This window comes from Rhodococcus sp. NPDC056743 (genome assembly GCF_042790355.1).
Classification (GTDB): domain Bacteria; phylum Actinomycetota; class Actinomycetes; order Mycobacteriales; family Mycobacteriaceae; genus Rhodococcus_F.
The window spans coordinates 860,962-884,645 of record NZ_JBHTZI010000001.1 but is presented as its reverse complement, the minus strand read 5'-3'; the positions used below and the strand labels follow the sequence as shown (position 1 = coordinate 884,645).

The following is a 23,684-nucleotide window of genomic DNA, read 5'->3' as shown; positions in this document are numbered from 1 at the left end:
GTATGACTGCCGAAAGCAGAATCAAAGTAGTCGTCGTGGGCCCGAGCTTTCACTTCCTCAGCGGGTTGTCGGCCTACACCTGCACACTCGCCAACGAATTGAGCCTCGAACACGATGTAGCGGTACTCCTGCTGCGGCGGGTCATCCCGCGGCGGTTGTATCCGACTACTCGCCGCTCGACGAGTGCCGGAACAGCACTTCGATACGGCAACAACGTCACTCGCATCGGCGAACTCGACTGGTATTGGTTCCCCGGCTTGCTGGGAACCTTGGTTCGACTGCGCTCGGCAAAGCCGGATCTTCTTGTACTGCAATGGTGGACGGCAGCAACTCTGCACACCTATATCGCCCTGGCACTGGCTGCTCGGGCACTCGGCATTCGTGTCGCCGTCGAGTTTCACGAGACCCAGGACAGTAGTGAGGCGTCGATCTTCGGCGCCGACGTGTACTGCCGACGCGGCGTGCCCCTTCTACTCTCGCTCGCCCACGGCGCGGTGGTCCACAACAACCACGATTTGCAGCTGTTGAGAACGACATTCGGCTCGGGTACGTTCGATCGGCTCGAGATCGAAACAGCACCCCACGGACCGTACACACACCTCGCCGACGGCCGCGCCGATCCCCCGGCATCTCGCGATTCCCGGGGTGGGCCGACCCGACTGCTGTTCTTCGGACTCATCAGGCCGTACAAGGGGCTCGACGATCTCCTGGTTGCCTTCAACCAATTCAGCCCAAAGCAGGCAGCACAGTTTCACCTTACGATCGTCGGTGAAACCTGGGAGAACTGGCAGATCCCGGCAGCACTGATAGCCGCCAGTCCACACCGTCGTCACATCACTTTCGTCAATCGCTACGTCAGCGACTCCGAGGCAGCCCAATTCTTCCGTGACGCAGACGTAGTGGTGCTTCCCTATCGAAGGGCGTCGGCCAGCGGTCCGCTGCAGATCGCCATGCACTCCGGGCTACACGTCGTGCTCTACGCGGTTGGCGGACTCGTCGAAGCAACACGCACTTACGAAGGCGCCCATCTGGTCGAGCCCGACAACGTCGACGCACTCCGTCGTGCGTTGATGTCGATTCCGCCGGACCGCCGCCGCCGATTCACCGACCACACCTCGTGGTCGACCATGCTCGGTGCGATCGAGCGGTTGGCGCGATCATGATTGCACTCGCACCGAGCGATACCGAACAGAGTCCGCGTCACCGGTTCTCCGGCAGTTCACGCTCGATACTGGTGTCGTGGACAGTAATTGGAGTATCGGTTGCGCTCGGAACACTCCTGATCGGGATGTCGTACCGGATGTCGAGCGAAGGCACACCGCCGAACGTCTACTACGCAACCTTCTGGGTCGGGATGTTGCTCGGACTGGTACCACTCGCAGCAAAATTGGCGACTGCCGGGACAACAGTCAATCAGCGCATCGGCGCGATAACCTTGCTCGGACTCTTCACGGCCGTGCCGAAGTATCTCCGAAACCCATTCGGTCCGTCGTATCACGACGAGTATGCGCACTGGCGTGAATCCGTCGATGTCATGACCGGCGGCCAATTGTTCCCACCCAACTCGATCATTCCGATCGTCGAATATTTTCCCGGCACGTCGGCCCTGTCCGCTTCCCTGTCCCAACTGACCGGCCTCTCGGCCTGGTCCGCGGGGGAAGTGTTGATGGTGATCGCCCACGTCATGACAATTCTCGGCGCGTATGTGCTCGGAACATCACTACTGCGCTCGGCCCGGGCCGGTGCCGTGGCAGCACTGATCTACGCACTCAATCCGTCGGCCATCTATTTCGACACTCAATTCGCGTACGAAGGTGTAGCCATCACATTCTTGATGTGGGCGTTGGCATTGACCTCGCTCGCGGCCCGCTCGGACGATCGTCGCCGGCGAATCTCGTATCTGTCGATCGCGGTCACGTGCGGTGCCGTGTGCGTCGTCACCCACCATCTGACCACCATCGCACTGCTCCTGATCTCGGCGGCAATCGCCGTCACCGTCACCGCATTCGGATTCGTACGCGCGCACCAAAGGCCATACGTCTGGTGGATTCTGCTGGGCGGCACCGGAACTGTCGGCGCCGCCTGGCTTGTCTTCGTGGCATCACCGACCGTGGGCTACCTCTCCCCGTATCTCGCCAACTCGTTGACTCAGCTGAGTAGCATCGCCACGTCGCAATCGAGTGGCCGCGAACTCCTCGCCGCCAACGTTCAGCCACTCTGGGAACGCGCCTTCACCGCGGCAGCACCGGCAACGGTGGCAGCGATCTTCGCGTTGGCGCTGTTGGTGATCGCGCGTGTGCGGAGCAAGGTCACGTCCGCGACACTCGCGTTCGTCGCTATCGGAGCGGTCTACTTCCCTTCCGTCCTGTTCGTTCTGGCACCGTCGGGCGCAGAGGGCGCTCGGCGCTCATGGGCGTTCAGCTACGTCGGGGTGGCGGTCACATGCGCCCTCGTCGTGGCGTTCCAGGATCGATTGCCACGAATGGTGATTCGGTTCCGGACGCCGATCTCGCTGAGCGTACTGATGGTCGTGCTCATCGGAAATGTCGGCGCCGGCCTCAATGACCCCTACCGATTTCCCGGCCCGTTCCTCTGGGGATCGGACACCAGATCCGCGAGCGCCGAAGCCCGGACGGTCGCCGAACACATTCGCCTGAGAGAAGGTCGCGTCCGCGTCGTGACCGATCGTTACACGACGCTGGCACTGGCAGCATACGGCGAACTCTACGTCTCCGAACCATCATCCGATTTTCCGGTGTGGGAGCTGACCCAGACCGACTCCGACCCCGATGCGAAACTGGCTTCCGACCTCGCCGGGGCCACGTACGGCTATCTTGTCGTCGATACCAGGATGGCGGACGCCCCACCCTTCAACGGTGACAACTACGGCAGCGATGATCCCCTGGCCGGTCTGCCGACACCTGCCTCGTATCTCGACCGACTCGATCACGTGCCATGGGCGTCACTGATCATGTCGACCGAACATCTCCGGGTGTACCGACTCGATACGGCGAGCGTCGGCACCGAACTGATCACTCCGACGGGAACGCCATGAAACGCAACGACATCGCCAATCGAAGTGGCCGACTCCTAGTCGCGGTACTGACGTGCGATCTACGTACCGGAGTGAGGGTTTCCGCCATGGTCGCCGCAGCGTCTCTCGCCGCGATACTGCTCCGGGCTCCAGTGGAAGTTCGGATCCTTGCCGTGGCCGCGCTCCTGGTCATACCAGCCTGGGCGACGTCGACGTTAGTTCTGGGTGACTTACCGGATGGAACTGACCCACACCATCTCGACGCGCGAGAAGACGGACTCGAAAGACCACTACGCGTGCTCCTTCCGTCCCTGTTCACCCTCGCTATCTTGCTCGGCGCCGTTCTCGCTCTTGGCCCCTTGGGCTTTCAACTGACTACATCTACCATCGCGCTCGCCCTCTTCGCTGTGGCAGCAACACTGCTGTCCCTGATGGCAATTCGCGTTCGGCAGACCCCGCGTAATGCCGAGGCGCCTCCAGTCCGCGACATAGCGTGGCTCAGTGTCGGGAAAACCGCACTCGTCTCACTCGCCTTGACGGCGCTGTGCATCGGAGCGTTGATCAGCGCGCTCGCGATGCAGACAACGCAACCCGCGCGGTACGTCAACACGATTCTCACCGGCCCCGACACTGCCATCGCCGGCCAACTCGAGGTGCCGCCCAATTCTCCGGTCGACATCGAATGGACTTCGTACAGTTACGGTTTCCTCTTCCCCACCCTGCCTCCATACGTCACGGCCACCATCGGCGGCGAGTCACCGACAGATCCACGGTTCGTCACGACACCACCGACCGCACCCTTCGACACCAACACCAACGCCCGCAGTGCCCAGGTCGGAACGGTGTCGTTCCTCGCACCGAACGAACCGGGCCGGTACCGAGTTGCGATCGACGTCGCGATCGCCCAAACTCCCGACACCGCCGGTATCGGACCGACATCCCTCGTGCTCTATCTGTCTGTGACGCCCCGATGAAGGTGACACTCGGCTCGCTCCCCCGGATCGTACGGACCCGAATAGCCGAAGACTCTATGTTGCGCAACAGTTCTTTCATGATGGCAAGCACCATTTTCACCTCCCTCATGGGCTACGTGTTCTGGCTTGTTGTCGCCCACACGACATCTACCGAGGACATCGGCGTCGCAGCGGCGACCACCAGCGCTATGCAGGCAACGGCACTGATCGCCAGCGTCGGCGCCGCCACCGCGATGGTCGAGTGGCTACCGCGCACTCTGACAGTTGAACGTTGGCGGCGAATACTCACCGCCGCAGTGACAGTCGTGACGGTGACCGCGTCACTCGGGTCTGCGATCGTGGTGCTCACTCTGGGATTTGTTCTGCACACGCTCCCGTCACTGACCACTGCACTCGCTGCAACGGCATTCACGATCGGAGCTACATTCTTCGCTCTGGGAACACTGGCCGACTGTGTGGCAGTTGCTCTGCGCCGCAGCGAACTACTCCTCGCACGCAACGTATTGTTCACCGGCCTGCGCATTCCGTTGCTGTTCCTCCCAGTACTCATCCGAGGCACACACAACCACATACTCACGGCCTGGAGCGCGTCGGCGGTGATTTCGGTAGTGTTCTCGACGTTCTGGTGCAGACGAATACGCGGCGAGCACAGTATGCGGCCGCTACTAGGGCACCTCGTCGCCGACGTCCGGGACTTGAGCGCATCACTGGTGGGACAACACGTGGTGACGGTGGCGTCGAACGTCACGTCCTTCGTACTGCCCATCATCGTGCTGGCCAGGCTGTCGGAATCCGACGGCGCCTACTTCTACGCGACGTGGATGCTCGGAGCGGTGTTCTTCATGATCAGTCCGTGCATTGCCATGGCGCTGTTCGCCGAGACCGCAACGGATCCCGAAGACATCCCGGCTCTCGCCCGGCGTTGCAGCCGGATCATCGCCGCGTTGCTCGGCCCGCTGATACTCGTCTACCTCGTCGGCGGCGGGTGGGTGCTGCGAGTGTTCGGCGAGTCGTACAGTGCCCACGGGCAACTGCTGCTGATCGTACTGACTCTCTCTGCCATCCCGGACGCCGTCACCAACATCGCGGTGGCGGTTCTGCGTGCAGTCGGCAGACTGCGCGAGGCCATGACACTCAATGTGTCGATGCTGCTCGCCTGCCTGGCACTCTCCTGGATCCTATTGCCGTCCATGGGAATTGTTGCAATCGGAATCAGCTGGATCGCCGCGCAGGCCGTCGGCGCGGTATGGGCCTTGGCGCGGTGGCGCTACATAGTCGTGCCTGCGCGACCGAGAGTGCTTCGATGAAAGGGATCACCCGGTGAAGGTCCTACTGGTCTCCGACAGCTACCCACCGGCCGCCGGCGGACTCGAACGCGCCGTGCATGCTCTCGCCACGGGGTTAGCCTGCGACGGAACCGAAGTCACGGTCGCCACACTCAGCCGAGGCGGCACTGCGTCGAAGTCACTCGACGGCCTGGTCACAGTGCACCACCTGCCCGGCTGGACGCGATTCCTGCGGCCGTTCACCTCCGATACCGCCCACCAATTCCATCCCACCGCACCCGATCCCGCGCTGATCCGGCACCTTCAGCGCCTTGTCGACGAACTACAACCCGATGTCGTGCATGCCCACGGATGGATCCTGCACTCGTGCCTGCGATTGTGTTTACCCCGGCGAACCGCACTGGTAGTCACCCTCCACGACTACGGACTGAACTGCGCAAAGAAGACTCTGGTACCCAAGAGTGCCCTCGATACCGTGTGCCGGGGACCAGGAATCACGCGGTGCCTGCGGTGTGCCGGCGATTTCTACGGGACACCGAAAGCTGTGCCGCTGGTCCTCGGACTCGCCGAGAGCCGGCACCTCCTCAATCGCGTCACTCTGTTCCTGCCGATCAGCACGGCAGTGGCGGAATCATGCCTGGCGAAAGTCGACCCGGATCGGGTAGCCGTAATACCGTCGTTTGTACCCGACAACGTGAAGGACGAAGGACGTAGGAATGGCACAGCAGACTTCCTGCCGTCCACCGACTACCTCCTCTTCATCGGCGCCATCGGCCCGCACAAGGGAATCACAACGCTCCTGGACGCTCGCCAGCTGATGCACACACCGGTGCCACTGGTGGTGATCGGAATGCAACGCCCCGATACTCCTCCGATGATCGGCGACTCCGAGCGTCCGGTCATCGTACGCACCAATGTCGGACACGATCAGGTCATGGCCGCCATGCGGGGAGCTCGCGTAGTCTGCGTTCCCTCGAGATGGGCGGAACCACAAGGTCTTGTCGCTATTGAAGCGATGAGCGTGGGAACCCCGGTGATCGCGTCCGACATCGGCGGTCTACGAGACGTGATCGAGCACGAACACTCCGGACTACTTGTTCCCCCCGGCAATGCCTACGAACTCGCACGAGCGCTCGAACGCATACTCGAGGATCAGACACTGCACACCAGAGTGGCCGAGGGTGGCCGAATCAGAGCGCGCGCCTACACCGAATCGGCTGTCTTGCCACAGGTTCGACGCGCCTACGCTAGAGCCATCTCACAGCGGGCCATCTGAGAGCCCCTGCGCCGTCCCGAATTCTGCACTATCGCAACAGCATACGCATTCCACCACACACTCGACGGTGGATCACCCCGATTGCAGGTGCCGTCAGACTCGCCGGGATGTTTGACCCACAAGTACGCGGCCGCGTGCGCGGCCTGGGTTTGTGTCGTCGGCGCCGAACCCAGCGCGCGATCAGGCGGATTACACCAGTTCAGCGGCCCTTCGGGGGGCGGTCCGGCACCGTTGCGTGACGTGTCGACAACGTACGTCTTTCCGCCGGTCAGCGCCGATACGGACTCGCCGTACGCTTCCTGCTCCACCGTCGTGTAGAAGTTGGCGACATTCAGGCTGAATCCCCGGGCGCGTTCCACCCCGGCAGATTCGAGCCGGCTCGCCAGCTCGGGGGCATCGAGCCACCGCGAATGACCACCGTCGATGTACACCGCTGTATTCGGATCCGAGGCAAGTGCATTCACCGAATAGCGGAGAAGATCGATTCGCTCTGTTGCCTGTTCGGATGACAGACAGGACCAGTCGGTGAGCGCGTCCGGCTCCACGATCACAACCGCTTCACGGTTACCGATTCCCGCCGCAACATTGTCCGACCACGTTCGGTAGTCCGCACCGTTGCTGTACCCGCCGGCCGAGAAAGACCCACAGTCACGTTGGGGAATCGCGTACGTGACCAACACCGGAACCGCGTTCGCACGAACTGCTGCATCAACGTACCGGCCAACCTCGTTGGAAACCGCTGTCGGCGGCGAGGTTGCACTGAGCCAGAACGCCTGCGGTGTATCGGCCAATCTGGCGACGATCGATGCAGTGTCCGGGTAGTCCACCAACGCACGTGCCGCACTCGAATTCGGATCGACATAGAAACCTCCGGACGCGACACGTTGCGCGGTGTCCACGTCGTCACGCGCCCCCGCCGCACAACAACTCGAACCTGTCATGAGTACAACCGCGCAGGCACACGCGATGATCCGATTCCATCTCATGGCAAATCCACCCTCGCGTCGTGAAGACCGGCCAGCATGATCGCTGCCAGTTCTTCGATTTGTGGACTGTCGAGAATCGAGTCGTGACTTCCGCACAGAAAGTGCGTGCGCAACCGACCTTCGTGGAACGTATCCCACCCTAGAACCGGTGTTCGCACTTCCGCCGCTGTCGACGACGTGACAAACAGTTCGAGTGGCACGCTGTGCCCACGCTGTTCGTAGCGCGCCATGATGTCCCAGACGCCCCGCAAATCGAAATCCTCAGTCGCCGAACGTCGAACGAGCCCCGCGGCGATCAATTTCTCTCGACCGGCCCATCCGAGATTGCGAGCATAATCGGCCACAAGCTTGATCCTGCCGGGCTGGCGCAGTCTCTCGAGTCGTCCCGACGACGACTTCCATCGCTTCATCACTCGCCCCGCAGTTTCCGGCGTCGGAGTGTCGAGTATCCCCAGCCACGTGACCTGTTGCCCATCCCGATCCAACTGCCGGGCAAGCTCGTACGCCACAAGCCCCCCGAACGAGAACCCGGCCAGCGCATACGGCCCTTCCGGTTGAACGGCGCGCAAAGCCGACATCGTGGGCTCCACGAGTTCCTCGACTGTTTCCCAGCGCTGCGGGCGCATCGAGGCGGCAAGCGGGAGCAGTGGATGCACACTCTGCTCGTCGCCCCAGAGCGCACGTAGATGCCGCAGACTCATGGCGCTCGGGAGATCGGGGAACACGAAGAAGGCGGGCCGCCGATCCGTTACGAGTTCGGGTGCTGGTTGCAACTCGGCCGGCGAGGAAGCATCGTCCACGAGCCGCGCCAGCCCTGCGACGGTAGTTCCCTTGTCGAGGAAGTCGACCAACGACACCTGCGCGCCCATCCGATGTTCGATCTGCGCAACAAGATTCGCGGCCAGGATCGAATGCCCGCCGAGATCGAAGAAGTTCCGATCCAGATCCGACACCTCGATGGCAAGTAGCATCGACCACAGCGAAGCCACCTTCTGTTCCGTCGGTGTGAGCACTCTTTCGAAAGTGATTGCCGCGCTGCGATGTTCACCGGCGTCGCTGAGCGCCCGAGCAGCCAGGTCGCGTAACGCCCGACGATCGAGTTTCCCACTCGCCGACGTGGGAAGCGTCGGCACTCGAATGATCTCGGCCGGCACCATGTACTCCGGCAGTCGTTGCCGAGTCCACGCCCGTAGATTCGCGTCGCCGTCCGGTCCAGGCTGGTTGTTGTAGCGCGCGGCCGGGACGATGTAGGCAACCAACTGCGGTTGCCCGCGGTGGTCGGTGCCGACGTCCACGGACACCGTGGCCACGCCGGGGTGTTCTCGTAGAGTCGCTTCGATCTCGCCCAGTTCGATCCTGAACCCGCGGATCTTGACCTGATCGTCCAGCCTCCCGAGGTGTCGGAGCCTTCCGTCCGCGATGTACCGCCCGCGGTCACCGCTACGGTAGACGCGCTCGCCGGGCACATACGGGTCCGGACCGAACCGTTGCGCCGTCTCACTCGTGCGGTGCAGATATCCTCTCGATACCCCTGGTCCGCCGATGACGATCTCACCCGGCACGCCCATCGGAAGGATCCGCCCCCTCGAATCCGTCACGTACAGGCGTGTTCCCGGCATCGGCCTGCCTACCGTCACGGGTTCATCCGGTGAGACTGCTCCACCGCCGGCAAACACCGTGGTCTCGGTTGGGCCCCACCCGTTCCACACACCTGCGCAGAGACTGGACAGAGACGTTGCGACCGACTGCGGCAGCGGCTCGCCCACGGCACCAGCGATCAACCCGGAACGTCCCGGCCAACCTGATTCGATCAGTGCAGCCCAACTGGTGGGTGTTGCGCTCATCCGAGTGGCGCCACACTGCTCGATTACGTACGCAAGCCGACGCGGGTCATGCATCTCCTCGGTGGTTGCAACCACAAGGCCGGCCCCGGCCCCGAGTGTCACGAAGTAGTCTCCGACGGACATGTCGAAGGTGTACGAGGCCACCGAGAGCACAACGTCGTCGGAAGCCAGATCTACGGCCGCCGGCAACGACTCCATCAGGTCCAGTACGTTGCGGTGTTCCACCTGAACACCTTTGGGTGACCCGGTCGAACCCGATGTGTAGATGATGTAGGCCAAGTCCTCAGGCCGAACTGCACAGTGAGCGTCTGCCACCCGTTCGGCGCTTCGATCGGAAAGTTCCTTACCGTCCACCGTTACGACGGGGCAGTCGACCCACGTCAATTCCTGTGCCAGCGATTCGGCAGTCAGCACCACCGCCGCATCGGCGTCGTCAAGCATGAACCGGGCCCGTCGCACCGGTTGCCTCGGCTCGATCGGCAGATAGGCGGCACCCACCATCAGGACGGCCAGGATCGCCGGCACGAGATCGATCGTGCGCGGCATCAACACCGCCACAACAGTTCCCGGACCGATACCCACCCAGGTGAGATGCTCCGCAATCGAACGGGCCCGGTTCACCAGTTCGGCGTACGTCAGGCAATTCTCACCCACCGTCACTGCCGGTGCATTCGGTGTCTTGGTCGCCCGATTAACGATTGCCTCGTGGATCGTGTCCGGAGGGTTCAGCCCGATCGGTCTCGACTCGACTGCGGCAGGATTCAGATTCAGCTGCCGCGCCACGTCTTCGAAATCCGCGAGGGACAACTCACTCAGGACGGCGGTCGGGTCTTCCGCGCATCGACGCAGCAACAGGTTCAGATGGCGCCCCATCAACGCGATCGTGCCCGATTCGAAAAGGTCTGTGTTGTAACTGATTCTGCCCACCAGGCGACCATCGGCGCGCTCGTCCAGCTCGAGGCTCAGATCGAACTTCACCTGCCCTACTCCAGCCCCGACTGCGTTCTCCATCAGCTGCATCGACCACTCGTCGTCAACCGGAACCGTCGGGGGCTCGAGAACCAGGACTGATTGGAAGAGCGGGTTCATTCGCGGATCTCGCGGTACGTCCAGTCCCCGAACCAGCCGTTCGAAGGGCACTACCCGACCGAGCGCATCCAGCACTTCGGTGCGCATGGCTCCGACAGCCTCGGCAAAAGTCCACTCCGTACATAGGCGGGCACGTAACACGGTCGGGGTGAGGCAGTACCCCACCATGGACTCGAGTTCGGACCGCTGACGCAGGTCGGTCGGAGTTGCGAACGTGACATCACTACTGCCCGTGTAACAATGGAGCCAGTACGCGTACACTGCGGCCAAGGCATGGAACAACGTTGCTCCTTGTTGCCCCGCCGAGGTGCGCAACCTCGCCACCGTATCGGCATCAACGGAGATCGGCTCCACCGACCCGGCAAATCGTGGACGCGGTGGACGCGGCCGGTCGAGCGGAAGATCCAAGGCCGGCGCTCCCTCGAAGTGCCGTCGGTAGCATTCGACCCGGTTCGCTACCTCGTCACCTTCCACCCACTTCCGCTCCCACGAGGAATAGTCGCCGTGTTGAACGGGCGGCTCAGTAAGCGCCGGTAGGGCTCCCGCGATTCGAGAGTTGTACAACGACACCAGCTCCGGCAGAAAGATGCGGTACAGCGTGACGCCGTCGAAGATCAGATGATGCAGTCCGAGGTACAGCCGATGACACGAGGGGGACACTCGTACCAACTGCGGGCGGATCAATGGGCCCGCGCTCATGTCGTACGGTTGACGTGTCTGCTCGACGGCAAGATCCGTTGCCACACCGACCGCTTCGTCGAACGGTAGGTGGCTCACGTCCAGGACTGGAAGATCGATCACGGTCGGCGGATGGATCACTTGCCGCGGCTCGTCGCCCACCACCGCAAACGTGGTACGCCACGCTTCATGCCGACGGATGAACTCGTTGAAGGCCCAGCCGAGGGCTGCCACGTCGAAAGCTCCGTCCTTGGTCACGATGGCAAGTTCGTTGTACGCAAGCGCTTTCGGGGCCAACCGATTGAGGTACCACAGTTGCAACTGTGCCGCCGACAGCGGCGCGTAGTGTACACCGGCCTCGCTCCCCCGTCTCCGCTGCACGGAAGGCGGAACCGCCGGTACGCCGTTTGCCTGCGCTCCCCGCAATCGATTCTCGAGCAAGGCCTTCCGCGCCGCGATGCGACGCTCGTTGTCGAGGGTGGTCATAGCGACCACCGCACATTCATCGACGCCAAGCCACGTAATCCCAGATTGGGGCGCCACCGGATCGGTCCAGGTTCCAGTTCCAGTCCGGGCAACCGGGCGAGTAGCGTCCTGAAAGCCGCCTGCGCCTCCATGCGGGCCAATGGTGCACCGAAGCAGAAGTGCCCAGCCCAACCGAATGCGAGGTGGCGATTGGGTGCGCGATGTAAGTCCAGCCGACCAGGATCGGCGAACTTCGACGGATCCCGATTCGCGGACCCCATCACGGCGATCACCGCTTGGCCTGCCGGAATCTCTTGTCCGGCAATCTCCACCGCGTCCGGAGCAATCCGTGCTGTGTGCTGGCTCGGACTCTCGAACCGCAGCAGTTCCTCGATAGCAGCGCTCAGACCTGAGGGATCGTCGATCAATTCCTCGAACTGATCGCGGTGACGGAGCAACGTGAGCAATCCGTTGCCGATCAGATTAGTGGTTGTCTCCTGACCACCGACCATGGTCACCACGACGTTGGCCACTATCTCGTCTTCGCTGAGACTGTCGCCGTCGATCTCGGCCGCGTACAGCGCACCGATCAAACCGTCAGTAGGGTGCGTGGCCTCATTGCGCACCGCAGCCTGGAAGTATTCCGTCATCTGCTCCACGCTGCGCAGGACGCCGGCAACACGGCCGGGGTTGTGCTGGAAATTGCCGAGCATCTCGGCAAAGTCACTTGACCAGTTCTTCAGCAGTTCATGGTCTTCGGTAGGCACTCCCAACATCTCCGCGGTCACGATGGCGGGTAGCGGGTTGGCCAGGGTGTCCATCACCTCCATGCCGCCGTCGTCGATGACCGCGTCGATCAGTGAATCGGTGATCTCCTGGATGTGACCGCGCAGGGCCGCAATGCGACGCGGGGTGAAGGCCGCGGCAGCCAATCCGCGGACCCGACCGTGTTGCGGTGGATCGAGGAACAGCATCTGACGGACCATCACCTGCGCCACTGGAGCCAGCTGCTCCATCCCCAACTCTGCCAACTTTGCCGGAGTGGGCGTGCGATCGGCCTTGAACCGCGTGAGTACGTCGGCGACATCCGCGTAGCGCGTCACCACCCACGCATGTAAGTACGGATCCCACATCACCGGCGCCTCGTCTCGCAAGGAGTGGTAGAGCGGGTAGGGATCGGCCAGCACTTCGGGGTCGAGTAGTCGAATCAGACTGGGGGCCTTGGTCGGTGCCGTGGTCATCATTCACTCCGTCCTGCGTCGAGAAGCTCCTGGTCACTCATCCCGGATATCTGTTCCACGACCAGTTGTTCCACCTTGGCTGCCATGTCACGAACCGTGGGATTGTCGAAAAGCTCGAGCAATGTCATTTCGACGCCGTACATCTCCGCTATGCGAATGATCAATTGAGCACCCAACATCGAATGGCCGCCGAGGACGAAGAAGTTTTCGTCGATCCCCACTGCCGGCAGATCCAGTCGAGTGGCGACGATCTCGGCGAGCGCGGCCTCGACCTCGTTGCGCGGCGCGACCAACGACCCGCGGTCGACACGGATCCTCGAGTGCGCCTCGCGCTCCAACTCCGCACGATCGATTTTTCCGTGTGCGGTGGTGGGGAACGCGTCGAGTTCGATGACGGAACGAGGCAACATGTGATCCGGAAGATGGGCCGAGAGGTACGTCTGTAGCCCCGACATGTCCGCCGACTTGTCACTCCGAACGACAAACGCGGTCAGTGCGGGATTCGCCCGTTCACCGTGAACGATCACCACGCTGGCCTGCACCGCTGGGTGTCGATCGAGTACCCCGGCGATCTCGCCGACTTCGACCCGATTACCTCGTATCTGCACTTGATCGTCGAGTCGGCTGGAGAACTCGATATCACCGAACCTGTTGACCCGAACCAGATCACCGGTACGGTACTCGCGCCGCGCAGGGTCGTCTCCGCAGTGCGAGAACTTCTGCGCAGTCAGTTCCGGTTGGCCGAGATATCCGCGGGCTACGGATACGCCACGCACCACCAGTTCTCCGACCTCACCGGCGCGTACCGGCGAACCGTCCTCACCGACTACCTCGAGGTCGACACCGTCGATCGCGCGACCGAGGGCAGGTAGCGCAACCGCAGAGGTGTCGCCGGCGAGCGGTTCGACAGCGCCCGACACGGAGACGACACTCGCCTCGGACAGTCCGTAATTGTTCACGAGGGTGAACGGCAAGCCTGGCGGCGGACGGTGATACAACACGTCGCCGCCGGTCAACAGAATCCGCAGACACGTGTGATCCGGCCAGGTCATCGCAATCAATGACTCTGCGAGAGGAGTGGGCATGAAGCACACGCTCACGCGCTCGGAGACCAGCCAATCACGCAGTCGCACCGGGTCGTTTTCCAATCCCACCGGAACTACGTGCAACGACGCTCCCGTGGTCAGAGCCGGCCACAGTTCCCACACTGCTGCGTCGAACCCCGGGCTCGCGATCAAGGTGCATCGATCGTCCGAGGTGAGTTCGAATGCTCTTTGGTGCCAGTCGATCAGGTTGAGCAATCCACCGTGCAGGGCGACAACACCTTTCGGCTCACCGGTCGAACCCGACGTGTAGACGACGTATGCGGCATCATCCGGTTCGGCGCCGACAGTCTGGGCGCCGACGGTTTCGCCGTCCACCGATGCGCCCACAGTGCGGGCAGGAACGACCGGGTCGACCCAATCGAGCCTGGCAGCAACATCGGGAAATGCAACCAGGGCACGAACCGAACTGTCCTGCAGGGCAAACCGAAGTCGCGCATCAGGTGCTCGAGGGTCGAGTGCTACGTAGGCCGCGCCCGCTGAGAGTATCCCCACCGCACCGACTGCCCAGTCCGTCGAACGTGGCACACAGAGAGCCACAAGATCACCCGGAACTACACCGGCAGATCGCAACTCTCTGGCGAGTACGACTGCGCGAGAATGTAGTTCGCTGTAGTCGAGCTCTTCTTCCGCCGAGGAGACGGCTACGCTGCGGGGCGCGGATTCCACCACTCGCGCAATCCGCCGCACCACGGAATCGCCAGGTACATGAGAGGGAATGTGACGCTGAATGTGATTCATGAGTGCCTGCCTACTCGTCCAGCCGATCGGACGAGCCACCAGGCATCAGGGGTAGCTCCACGCACCGCGCCACCAGGAATCAGGGGCGGAACGGCTCTGAATTGAAAGTTACTCCACTGCCGGGTCGATGGCTAGTTGGCGCTGCCGGGTCGATGGCTAGTTGGCGTGATGGCGCACCGGCATAGATCGGTGTAACTTTCGACTAGGCGGCAAATTGCCCTTCCACATCCGGCAGCGCTGCGGTCCTCTCCAGAGCTACCCCTGATGCCCGGCAGCTCGTCCTCGCTGCGCGCACGAGTAGGTAGCCACGATGAATCTCGAATTCGCCGATCTTCTTTCACATTTTGTGCAGCTACTCCCGACGGTCTACGTCGTAGACGACGTGATGACGGAATTGCTGGAAAACGGTGTCGACGTGCTCGGGGTCTCGGGTGGCAGCATCAGCCTGGTCAGCGATGGCGAGCTGAGATGCATCACGTCGGTCGCCGATTCCACTGCCGACATCGAACGGTGTCAGGAAGGACTGCAGGCCGGACCGGGGCGGACGGCATACGAGAAGGGCGAGCGGATCGCCGTCACCGATATCCGTCAACGGCCCGATCTCTGGCCGGAATTCGCCGAGAACGCCAAACGGTTGAACATCGCAGCTACTGCGAGCGTCCCGATGTCGATCAATGGCGAAACGATCGGTGTGGTAAGTCTGTACGCGCACGTACCACGCACGTGGTCCGCGGACGACATCATGTTCACATACCTGGTGGCGAACATGGCAACGGGGTACTGCGTCAACGCGTCGAAACGTCATCAACTGCAGCAGATTCGTTCCCAGCTACAGGAATCGTTGAAGGTGCGCATCATTCTCGAACAGGCCAAAGGCATCACCGCCGATGCGCGGCGCACCGGAGTCGACGAAGCGTACGCACTGATCCAAGCTCACGCACAATTGTGCAACGCCTCGGTGTCTGCGGTCGCGCGGGCAATAGTCGATGTCGGGCTGCGAGTGTGACGGCGCCTCAGGGCTGCAGCACGTAGGTCGGCGTCCTACGGCCGGCTTCCAGCATCGCCGCGATATGGTCAGGCTGCACCGGAGGGCTGAAGAGAAATCCTTGCGCAAATCGGCAACCGAGATCGAGCAGAATTCGTGCTGCTCTAGCGGACTCCACGCCTTCGGCGACCACGTACAGACCGAAAGATTCCGCGAGACCGACAATCGACTGGACGATCGCCAGATCGTCGTGATCGATTCCCAATTCGTGAACGAAACCCCGATCGATCTTGACCGTGTCGACCGGCAGGATCTTCAACTGAGCCAACGAACTGTACCCGGTTCCGAAATCGTCGAGCGCTATGTGAACACCAAGTTCCGACAGTCCGCGCAGCGTCACCAACACATGAGCAAGATCGTGCATCACGGCCCGCTCGGTGATCTCGATGCACAAACAACCGGGATCGAGACCGTAGGTTGCCAACTCGTGTGCAACGGACCCCACGAAGTCGCTGGTAATCAACTGCGCCGGTGACACATTCACACACACGTACAGCCGGCGGCCGGAAATTGCCGCATTCCACTGTGCAAGTTGACGGCAGGCCTCGTGCAGCACCTGTCGACCGAGTTCTCCCGACAAATTTGCCGCCTCGGCAAGGTCGATGAACGAATCCGGTTGAAGCACACCGTGAACCGGATGATTCCACCGAACCAGCGCTTCGACTCCTGATATCACACCCGACTCCAGATCGACGACAGGTTGGTAGTACACCTCCAACTGACCGTCGCGGATCGCTGCCCGCAAGTGCATCTCCATTTCCGCATGATCGTCGTTCGCTGCTCGCATTTCGTCACTGCAGACGACTACCGCATTTCCGCCGTCGGATTTTGCAGCAAGAACGGCCTCGTCGGCGCACCTGAGCAGTTCATTGACACTGCACTCTCCCGGTTTCGCCACCGCGATACCGATACTCACGCTTCTGCCCACCTCTTCGGTCCCCAGCGCGATGGGCGTCGATGCAACCGACTGTGCCGCTCGGGCAATCACTTCGGCCTGCGCCGCGTCCATCGGTTCCGAGAGCACTACGACAAACTCGTCGCCGCCGAGACGGACGACGACGTCGCCGGGAAATCTGCTTTCGAGGCGGTTTCCGAGTTCGTGAATAAACGCATCGCCGGCATTGTGTCCCAGTAGATCGTTGACCACCTTCAGCCTGTCGACGTCCAGAAACAGAAGCGCGACGGGCCCAGGCTCCCCCGGCTGCAAACGTCGTTCGAGTTCACCCAAGAGCATCCTCCGATTGGACAGCCCGGTCAGCTCGTCGTGATCCGCCAAGTAACGTAGGCGGCCCTCCGCAGCCACCCGCGCTTGTAGTTGGGCAAACAGAGTCGCAATGGCGTTGAGCGCATTGATCTCTCTGCTCGACCACTCCCGGTCACCGAACTTCACGAATCCCAGGACGCCCGTAGTGACGGGACCGGACAGCAAGGGCACCGCGGCCATCGACGTCTCGACGACACCTGCGCCGCTTCGGATTCTGTCCTGATACCCACTCGGTTCCGGGCGGATGATCAGAGTTTCTCGCGCGTTCTCCGCAGCCGCAAAAACGGGATCCGCATCCCGAAAGTACACCACTCCCAGTGGGTCCGGATCGGGAATATCCTGGCGCTGCGGCCACTCCGCCACCAGCACCGTCGCACCGATCGTATGATCGTTGCGACGCAGGAAGCTGACGTCGACGCCGAAGTACTCGACCAGATCACGCAGGACATCGGTAGCCGCTGCAACCGATGTCGTCGAGTCGGCCGGCATCAGCCGACCCGCAACGTCGGTCACCAATTGTTCGAGGCTACGGCCGTCCATGATTTCTCCTGCAACTCGTTCTTCGTCTCAGCGCCGAATACTGTTCGCGGGCAGTCGCGCACTGCGCACTGTTTCCGGTGGACAGTGACTCAGACGCAGCACCAGCGCAATGGACTCCTCGCCACTCAGATCGAGTAGCCCACGCATGCGCACCCGCAACGCATCGAGTTCGCCCGCGAACGGGTCGGACAGTCGCACGCAGTCATAGCCGTCTCGGGCATAGAGAAAGACCGGCGACATGGGTTGCACACCCAATCCGTGCTCCTGCGCGCATACCCACACCGCTTCAGCGGCCGAACCGCCGCGCACGTAGTCATCGAGACGGGAACCATCCACGGTCACCACACCGAGAGCCGAACTCGACGTGATGCGATCACGCGCACCGGTCCCCAGCGCTTCGCCCGCGCCCCATCGCGCCAACCGGGTCACCACATCGCTGCGCCGGACGACATCGAGGAATGCCACTTCGCTATTGCCGAGCCCCAATGTGCGGATGTCGATACCGGTGTGTGCTGCTTCCGATCCAGGCCAACGTAATTCGCCGATCATCTGCTCGTGCAGCATCGGCGTCAGGTATCGGATGCGGTCAGCGGCGCCCACAACATCTCCGAACGCGGCAAGCTCACGCGGATCCGTATACAGATGAAGACGACCGCCCTCGTCACTCGCAGCGCCACCGAGAGCATCCTCGAGCCCACGGTCGATCGGGGCTCGTACACCCACTCCGCGATTGGTACTTCGCTCCATCACCGACGGGTAGCGCTGCGCCAGAGGTTGATTCATGTGGTCCCCGAGCGTGACAGTCGCCACCAGATCCACTGAATCAGGATCGGGCAGAAGAACGGTGCCACCCAGAATTCCGTACGCCGCCGCCGCGACCTTGGCGTTGTAGACAGCAGCACCGATCGCCACATGGGTTGCGCGGCCGTCTACATCCATCAACGACGTCCGATCACGATCCGCATGAATATGGATCAGCGGCCCATCGACCCGAATGGACCACGGCTGGGCATTTCCGCCCGACGGCGCCCACCTGATCGCCTCGAGCACAGCCTCGATGCCATCGGCCGGCCTCGTCGGCGTCCCAGCCGATTCCACCTTCGATTCGGAAATGTCGCTCAGCGAACCACCTTCGTCGACCAGCGGATCTCGCAGGCTGTTCAGCAGGGTTCCCGAATCGATCCGGACGCGGCCGGACGGCAGTGATTCCCCTAAACCGAACCTACGTACCGCAGTCGCCACTGCGGATGCTCCGGCAAGCACCTCACTTCCGAGCTGCGGCCACGTCGAAAGCGTGGACCCCACTTCCACCAGTGACGCAGCCATCTTGACCGATAGATCTGCTGCCGACAGGAGCGCCAACGCGTAGGGAATCTTCTCCTGAGCCGTCAATCCGACCAACGACGCTTCGTCGAGATCGCCGAGGAGCCCGTGGAACAACGGTCGCTGTGGTTCGAGATCAAACCGCTCGATGTCCAGGAGCCCCCGATCGGTCGTTTCCATGATCACCGGGACGCCGCGGGCACGCGCCGCCCGTCGTACCGCCATCTTTGCGTCGAGCGAATCGCATTCCTCGACAACCAAATCCAGACCGTCGACAATCGAGTCGATGTTCTCGTCCGTCACACCGTTCGTATACACCGACACGGAAAGATACGGATCGAGTTCGGCAACACGGCGCGCCGCGGCCACCGCCTTGTTGACGCCCACATCCATGATCCCCACCGTGATCCGGTTCAGATTTGAAAGGTCGATGCTGTCGAAATCAGCCAATCTCAGCTCGCCGCATAACCCTTCGAGTGCCAGAGCCTGCGCGATGGCATTCCCGACGCTCAACCCGACGATACCTACTCGCACTCGTCGCAGTCGCGCCTGTTCGTCACGGGTGATCTTGTTCCGGTTCCGATCCAACCGGACAAGTGAGAATGACTGCGGACCAAGAATTCCCACCAGTTCTCGCCGCCACGGGTAGTGCACCCACCGGCACGGCTCGTCGACAATCCTGTGATCAGGAAGGTCGCGAAGTCCGGACAACTCGTCACGCAACCGAGCCCGATGGTCGATCGTCACCGTATCGGGTTGTCGCCTAATCTCTTCCAGAGCGGCAACATCGGCGGCACGACGCTCGTCGAAGACTCTCGCTCGCCAGAGCGCCTCATTTCCGGCCGACACCATTGCCGAGTCCATTGCCGAGTCCATCGGCCGCGAAACCGGCAGACGGCACTCGTGCCCCCTCGAGTTGAGCCGCTTCGGCCAGAAGCGCCGGCAACTGAAGGTGGTGCGTCTTGTCGACGTAGGTGCACTTGTCCCACCACATCATGCGAGTGGAATACCGCTCGTCCGGATACGGCACCCCGGGAATCGACTCCTCCATGACACCGCCACAGGTTGCCCAGCGGTCGAGCACGTAGCCTGCGGCCGTCGCGAATGCGAACCTGACGCCGAGCAGCGACAACGCGTGCGGTGCAATGCGTGACAACGCCGACGTCAGCTCACCACGTCTCTCCGCGTGCGCGCCACACCACGCCGTCTTGAGTTCGATCACACCACTTGGGATACGCCCGTCGATCATCGCGTAAACCTGAGTGGCACCAGGATGGTCGGTCCATTCCTGGACAGCGTGTGCCTGGTCCGCACACATGTACGGTCCCTGTACACGCACGCCGCCGACAACACCCCCCACATTGTCGAGGGCCACGAAAAACAGCGTCGTCGAGAACCCGTCCACTATCTCGTCGTATTCGACAACGCTCTCGACTCCGTGATGGCGATAGTTCTCCAATGCGCCATCTAGATACTCGCGCCATAATCGCGGATGCGTCGACGGAGTTGCAACAAGGAACCGGCAATTGGACGTAGCGTCGAAATAGCCACATTCCGACGCTGTAGTCGTGGGTGCCGCAGTAACAGAGGATGCGCTCGCCGCTCGAGTCATGACAGTCCCGTCCACACCATCGGTGCGTAGTCGAAGCGCGAGGAGCGAATCTCATTGTCGCAAGAAATCGGCACCGGTGCTCGAATCCCCGCCTCAACCGGTCACCTGGCAGAATTCAAGCAATCCCTCGGCGAACAGGAATCACTCGGTGAACCCAGATCTCACACTCGCGCCGCAACCCGGCCACGGACCGATTTTCGTGAAAACACGCCCGGTGCGCACCGGCGATGTCAACGCGGCAAAAGCGCTCCGACTGGACGGCGTAGCCCGATACCTGCAAGACATCGCCACCGACAACATCGAGGCCATCGATGCACTCGACACCCACCCGCTCTGGATCGTACGCCGTACCGTCATCGACGTCATACGTCCGGCGATCTGGCCCGAGAATCTGACCATGACGCGGTGGTGCTCCGCATTCTCGACGCGGTGGGCAAACATGCGTGTCCGCGTCGACGGCAGCAACGGTGCGCTGATCGAAACGGAAGGGTTCTGGATCCACATCAGTGCAGAGTCCGGTATGCCCACCCGGATGAGCGACGACTTCATGAAACCACTCGAGGAATCGACCGACGAACATCGCCTCAAATGGAAGCGTGTGATCGCCGACAATGCACCGGATGCCGAAACACCGGGCGTCGTCGACGCACCGTTCACCCTGCGTGCCACTGATATCGACCCGTTCGACCACGTCAACAACGCCGTTTACTGGCAAGCCGTCGAACAGGTGATCAGTTCGCATTCCGAACTGAGAAGCACGCCGCATCGGGCGGTGATCGAGTACCTCTCGCCCCTTGTTGCCGGCGACGACGTGGTTCTACGGAGCCGCGTGGAGGATTCGCGCCTCTCCGTGTGGTTCCTGGTGGGCGATGCGCTGCGCGCAGTTGCGCAGGTGAGCGCGCTCTAACGCAGTTTCTGGGTCGCGACAGCCGCAACACCGAAAACCAACGCAAGAAGTATCGCGGCCCAGAAACCGAACAGCCACCACACGACCCCGAAGACGACAACAGCCGGCGCCACCGTGATGAGTGCGATGGTAGGACTTTCCCGTACCACCTCGAGTGCAGTTCGGGCATGCGTTCGATCGAGTTTCTTGCCTGCCATGGAATCCTCCTTCAAGGTCCTGACCATCCAGAGTAACCGTCACCGGTAGCCACAAAGCAGATAACGTGAACGCATGGCAGACCACCGCACCCTCGTTCTCATGAGACACGGAAAGTCCAGCTATCCCGAAGGCATTCGGGATCACGAGCGCCCTCTCGCCGAACGTGGACTCCGCGAAGCCCGCCTCGGCGGCGAGTGGATCCGCGAGAACGTCCCGCCCATCGACGCCGTATTGTGCTCGACATCGCGGCGCACCGTCGACACCCTGGCCGCCACCGCTGTCGACGCTCCAACCGGCTTCGACAAGTCCATCTACGGCGGATCCCAGGCCGACGTCATCAACGCGGTGCGGACAACGTCCGCCAATGTCAGCACGCTCCTGGTCATCGGCCACGAACCGGGAATACCCTGGACGGCACTGGATCTGGCATCGAACGAGAATTCCGAAGCAGCCCAACGGATTCGGGACAAGTTTCCGACGTCGGCAATCGCCGTCCTGGCCGTGCCCGTGCCGTGGTCCGAACTCGACGACGCCGCAGCAACATTGCTGGAGTTCCACGTTCCCCGCTAGATCACCTCGCGCAGTAGGCGATCCGAGAGTTCCAGGGCGGCGCGGTCGAAGGTTGACGTCGAGGCCAGCAGTTCGTCGGCGCCGGTCCGCTCGGCCAGGTCGTTCAGATGCTGCTTCACCTCGATCGCGTTCCCGTACAGCGCCGACGCCAGGAACCCCTCGATGCGCCTGACGGTCCGATCACCGAGCGGTGCGCCCCCGATCTCTTCCGGAGAGGTGAGCGGCGGAAACTCCCCTGTCCGTGACGATTCCACGAGCGCGAACGCCTCCGGAATCAACAGATCACGGGCCGCCTCAGCGGTATCGGCGACCATGACTTCGAGTGACACCACAACGTAGGGATCGGGATGTGCGTCCGTGGCCTGGAAAGTCCGACGGTACTCGTCCAGCGCCTCCACGCGGCCGGCGGTGCCGATTCCGAGCACCGGCCCACCCACGACTACCGGAAGTCCCAGCTGCGCTGCCACTTTCAGCCCGGTGCGCGTGGCAAGCACAAAGATCGGCACCCGGCCTGGCGACGCCGGCCGAGCGGTGACAACGGCAGTTCCCTCCAGATACCGGCGCACGTCCAGGGCATCAGCGGCAAACGTGTCCGGCGCGTCCTTGCTGCGTCGTAGCGCCTGACGAACCGGTTCTGTGAAGCCCAACGACCGCCCGAGACCCAGATCGATCCGACCCGGGTACAGGGCCTCCAACATCAGAAACTGTTCGGCCACAACCAACGGTTGATGATTCGGCAGCATGACACCGCCGCTACCGAGGCGAATGTTTCGCGTGTGCGCACCGATAGCCGCGAGCAGCACAGCCGGCGATCCACTCGCAATACCGGGAACCGCGTGATGCTCGGCGACCCAGAACCGGTGGTAGCCGAGAGCGTCCGCATGGATGGCGCGTTCGAGCGAATGCGTCAGAGCGGCGGAGTCGGGGTATCCGCTCCTGGTTCGGGATCGGTCGAGGAGTGAGAGAAGCACTCTCGGAGTAACAAGCAATTCGGAAAGTTTCATCCGACTGCGAATCGAGGACCGTTTCTGACCGCAATACGCGCAACACTGGACCTGTCGCCGGAACTCACCACCACATGAAGGGCACGTCATGGACATCAAGCTCGAACTGGTCGCCATTCCCGTCACCGACATCGACCGCGCCAAAGACTTCTACGTTCGACTCGGATTCAACGCCGACCACGATCACACCGTCAACGAGAACCTGCGTTTCGTTCAGTTGACCCCACCCGGTTCCGCCTGCTCCATCTGCATCGGCAAAGGCATCACCGACGCTCAGCCTGGTTCCGTCGTCGGCATGCAGGTGGTGGTCAAGGACATCGAAGAAGCCGAAGGCGAATTCAAGAGCCGCGGAATCGACATCAGCCCGATCGACGACCAGGCCTGGGGACGATTCATCTACTTCGCCGATCCCGACGGCAACAAGTGGGCCGTGCAGGAAATCGTGATCCCGGACCTCAGTGGCAGCAACTCCTGACAAGAAAAAATCCCCCGCCTCATCAGAGG

At 62.2% G+C, this 23,684-nt stretch carries 18 protein-coding genes; 9 read left to right on the top strand and 9 right to left on the bottom strand.

Annotated features, from left to right (window positions below):
- Positions 1 to 2 precede the first annotated feature (2 nt).
- From ACFRFQ_RS04000 to ACFRFQ_RS03980, 5 genes are all read left to right on the top strand, one after another.
- Positions 3 to 1,163, top strand: coding sequence for a glycosyltransferase (locus ACFRFQ_RS04000; RefSeq protein WP_378653287.1), 1,161 nt, complete (start codon positions 3 to 5; stop codon positions 1,161 to 1,163).
- Entirely contained in the window at positions 1,160 to 3,055 is a 1,896-nt protein-coding gene (locus tag ACFRFQ_RS03995; RefSeq protein ID WP_378653285.1) for a hypothetical protein, read from the top strand. Before ACFRFQ_RS04000 ends, ACFRFQ_RS03995 begins: the two co-directional genes overlap by 4 nt.
- Entirely contained in the window at positions 3,052 to 4,008 is a 957-nt protein-coding gene (locus ACFRFQ_RS03990) for a hypothetical protein (protein ID WP_378653282.1), read from the top strand. Before ACFRFQ_RS03995 ends, ACFRFQ_RS03990 begins: the two co-directional genes overlap by 4 nt.
- Before the next feature lie 77 nt (positions 4,009 to 4,085).
- Positions 4,086 to 5,315 carry a lipopolysaccharide biosynthesis protein gene (locus ACFRFQ_RS03985; protein WP_378653281.1) on the top strand — a complete coding sequence of 410 codons (1,230 nt, stop codon included), beginning with the start codon at positions 4,086 to 4,088 and terminating at the stop codon, positions 5,313 to 5,315.
- Positions 5,316 to 5,328: 13 nt separating this feature from the next.
- Positions 5,329 to 6,570, top strand: coding sequence for a glycosyltransferase family 4 protein (locus tag ACFRFQ_RS03980; protein ID WP_378653278.1), 1,242 nt, complete (start codon positions 5,329 to 5,331; stop codon positions 6,568 to 6,570).
- On the opposite strand, the gene ACFRFQ_RS03975 is transcribed toward ACFRFQ_RS03980, so the two are convergent.
- Genes ACFRFQ_RS03975 through ACFRFQ_RS03960 form a run of 4 tightly spaced genes read right to left on the bottom strand, consistent with a single transcriptional unit; the run spans position 6,537 to position 14,717 of the window.
- The gene (locus ACFRFQ_RS03975) at positions 6,537 to 7,556 is read right to left on the bottom strand and encodes a glycoside hydrolase family 6 protein (RefSeq protein ID WP_378653276.1); all 1,020 of its coding nucleotides are present in this window, start codon (positions 7,554 to 7,556) and stop codon (positions 6,537 to 6,539) included. The two genes, ACFRFQ_RS03980 and ACFRFQ_RS03975, sit on opposite strands and share 34 nt — an antisense overlap.
- The gene (locus tag ACFRFQ_RS03970) at positions 7,553 to 11,653 is read right to left on the bottom strand and encodes an amino acid adenylation domain-containing protein (protein ID WP_378653273.1); all 4,101 of its coding nucleotides are present in this window, start codon (positions 11,651 to 11,653) and stop codon (positions 7,553 to 7,555) included. Before ACFRFQ_RS03970 ends, ACFRFQ_RS03975 begins: the two co-directional genes overlap by 4 nt.
- Positions 11,650 to 12,873, bottom strand: a complete 1,224-nt coding sequence (locus tag ACFRFQ_RS03965) for a cytochrome P450 (RefSeq protein WP_378653271.1) — start codon at positions 12,871 to 12,873, stop codon at positions 11,650 to 11,652. Before ACFRFQ_RS03965 ends, ACFRFQ_RS03970 begins: the two co-directional genes overlap by 4 nt.
- Positions 12,873 to 14,717 carry an amino acid adenylation domain-containing protein gene (locus ACFRFQ_RS03960; RefSeq protein WP_378653268.1) on the bottom strand — a complete coding sequence of 615 codons (1,845 nt, stop codon included), beginning with the start codon at positions 14,715 to 14,717 and terminating at the stop codon, positions 12,873 to 12,875. The genes ACFRFQ_RS03965 and ACFRFQ_RS03960 overlap by 1 nt, the downstream gene beginning before the upstream one ends.
- A gap of 310 nt (positions 14,718 to 15,027) precedes the next feature.
- Here ACFRFQ_RS03960 and ACFRFQ_RS03955 point away from each other — a divergent pair, with 310 nt between their 5' ends.
- Positions 15,028 to 15,723, top strand: a complete 696-nt coding sequence (locus ACFRFQ_RS03955; RefSeq protein WP_378653266.1) for a GAF domain-containing protein — start codon at positions 15,028 to 15,030, stop codon at positions 15,721 to 15,723.
- 7 nt (positions 15,724 to 15,730) lie between these two features.
- Here the strand turns inward: ACFRFQ_RS03955 and ACFRFQ_RS03950 are convergent, their stop codons facing one another.
- From ACFRFQ_RS03950 to ACFRFQ_RS03940, 3 genes are read right to left on the bottom strand one after another with little or no spacing between them, the layout of a single operon-like run.
- Positions 15,731 to 17,566 (bottom strand): putative bifunctional diguanylate cyclase/phosphodiesterase, encoded by a 1,836-nt coding sequence (locus ACFRFQ_RS03950; RefSeq protein ID WP_378653263.1) that lies wholly within the window; start codon positions 17,564 to 17,566, stop codon positions 15,731 to 15,733.
- A 27-nt stretch (positions 17,567 to 17,593) separates the two neighbouring features.
- Positions 17,594 to 19,753 (bottom strand): Rv1355c family protein, encoded by a 2,160-nt coding sequence (locus tag ACFRFQ_RS03945; protein ID WP_378653261.1) that lies wholly within the window; start codon positions 19,751 to 19,753, stop codon positions 17,594 to 17,596.
- Positions 19,722 to 20,501: a hypothetical protein gene (locus ACFRFQ_RS03940; protein ID WP_378653258.1), complete on the bottom strand. Its 780-nt coding sequence runs from the start codon at positions 20,499 to 20,501 to the stop codon at positions 19,722 to 19,724. The genes ACFRFQ_RS03945 and ACFRFQ_RS03940 overlap by 32 nt, the downstream gene beginning before the upstream one ends.
- A 148-nt stretch (positions 20,502 to 20,649) precedes the next feature.
- Here ACFRFQ_RS03940 and ACFRFQ_RS03935 point away from each other — a divergent pair, with 148 nt between their 5' ends.
- Entirely contained in the window at positions 20,650 to 21,408 is a 759-nt protein-coding gene (locus ACFRFQ_RS03935; RefSeq protein ID WP_378653256.1) for an acyl-[acyl-carrier-protein] thioesterase, read from the top strand.
- Here ACFRFQ_RS03935 and ACFRFQ_RS03930 read toward each other — a convergent pair.
- Entirely contained in the window at positions 21,405 to 21,605 is a 201-nt protein-coding gene (locus tag ACFRFQ_RS03930; RefSeq protein WP_378653253.1) for a hypothetical protein, read from the bottom strand. The two genes, ACFRFQ_RS03935 and ACFRFQ_RS03930, sit on opposite strands and share 4 nt — an antisense overlap.
- A 73-nt stretch (positions 21,606 to 21,678) precedes the next feature.
- On the opposite strand from ACFRFQ_RS03930, the gene ACFRFQ_RS03925 reads away from it, so the two are divergent.
- Positions 21,679 to 22,176: a SixA phosphatase family protein gene (locus tag ACFRFQ_RS03925; protein ID WP_378653251.1), complete on the top strand. Its 498-nt coding sequence runs from the start codon at positions 21,679 to 21,681 to the stop codon at positions 22,174 to 22,176.
- Here the strand turns inward: ACFRFQ_RS03925 and ACFRFQ_RS03920 are convergent.
- Positions 22,173 to 23,180, bottom strand: coding sequence for an MsnO8 family LLM class oxidoreductase (locus tag ACFRFQ_RS03920; RefSeq protein WP_378653248.1), 1,008 nt, complete (start codon positions 23,178 to 23,180; stop codon positions 22,173 to 22,175). The two genes, ACFRFQ_RS03925 and ACFRFQ_RS03920, sit on opposite strands and share 4 nt — an antisense overlap.
- 88 nt (positions 23,181 to 23,268) lie before the next feature.
- Between ACFRFQ_RS03920 and ACFRFQ_RS03915 the strand changes: the two genes are divergently transcribed.
- Entirely contained in the window at positions 23,269 to 23,655 is a 387-nt protein-coding gene (locus tag ACFRFQ_RS03915) for a glyoxalase superfamily protein (protein ID WP_378653246.1), read from the top strand.
- Positions 23,656 to 23,684: the final 29 nt, after the last annotated feature.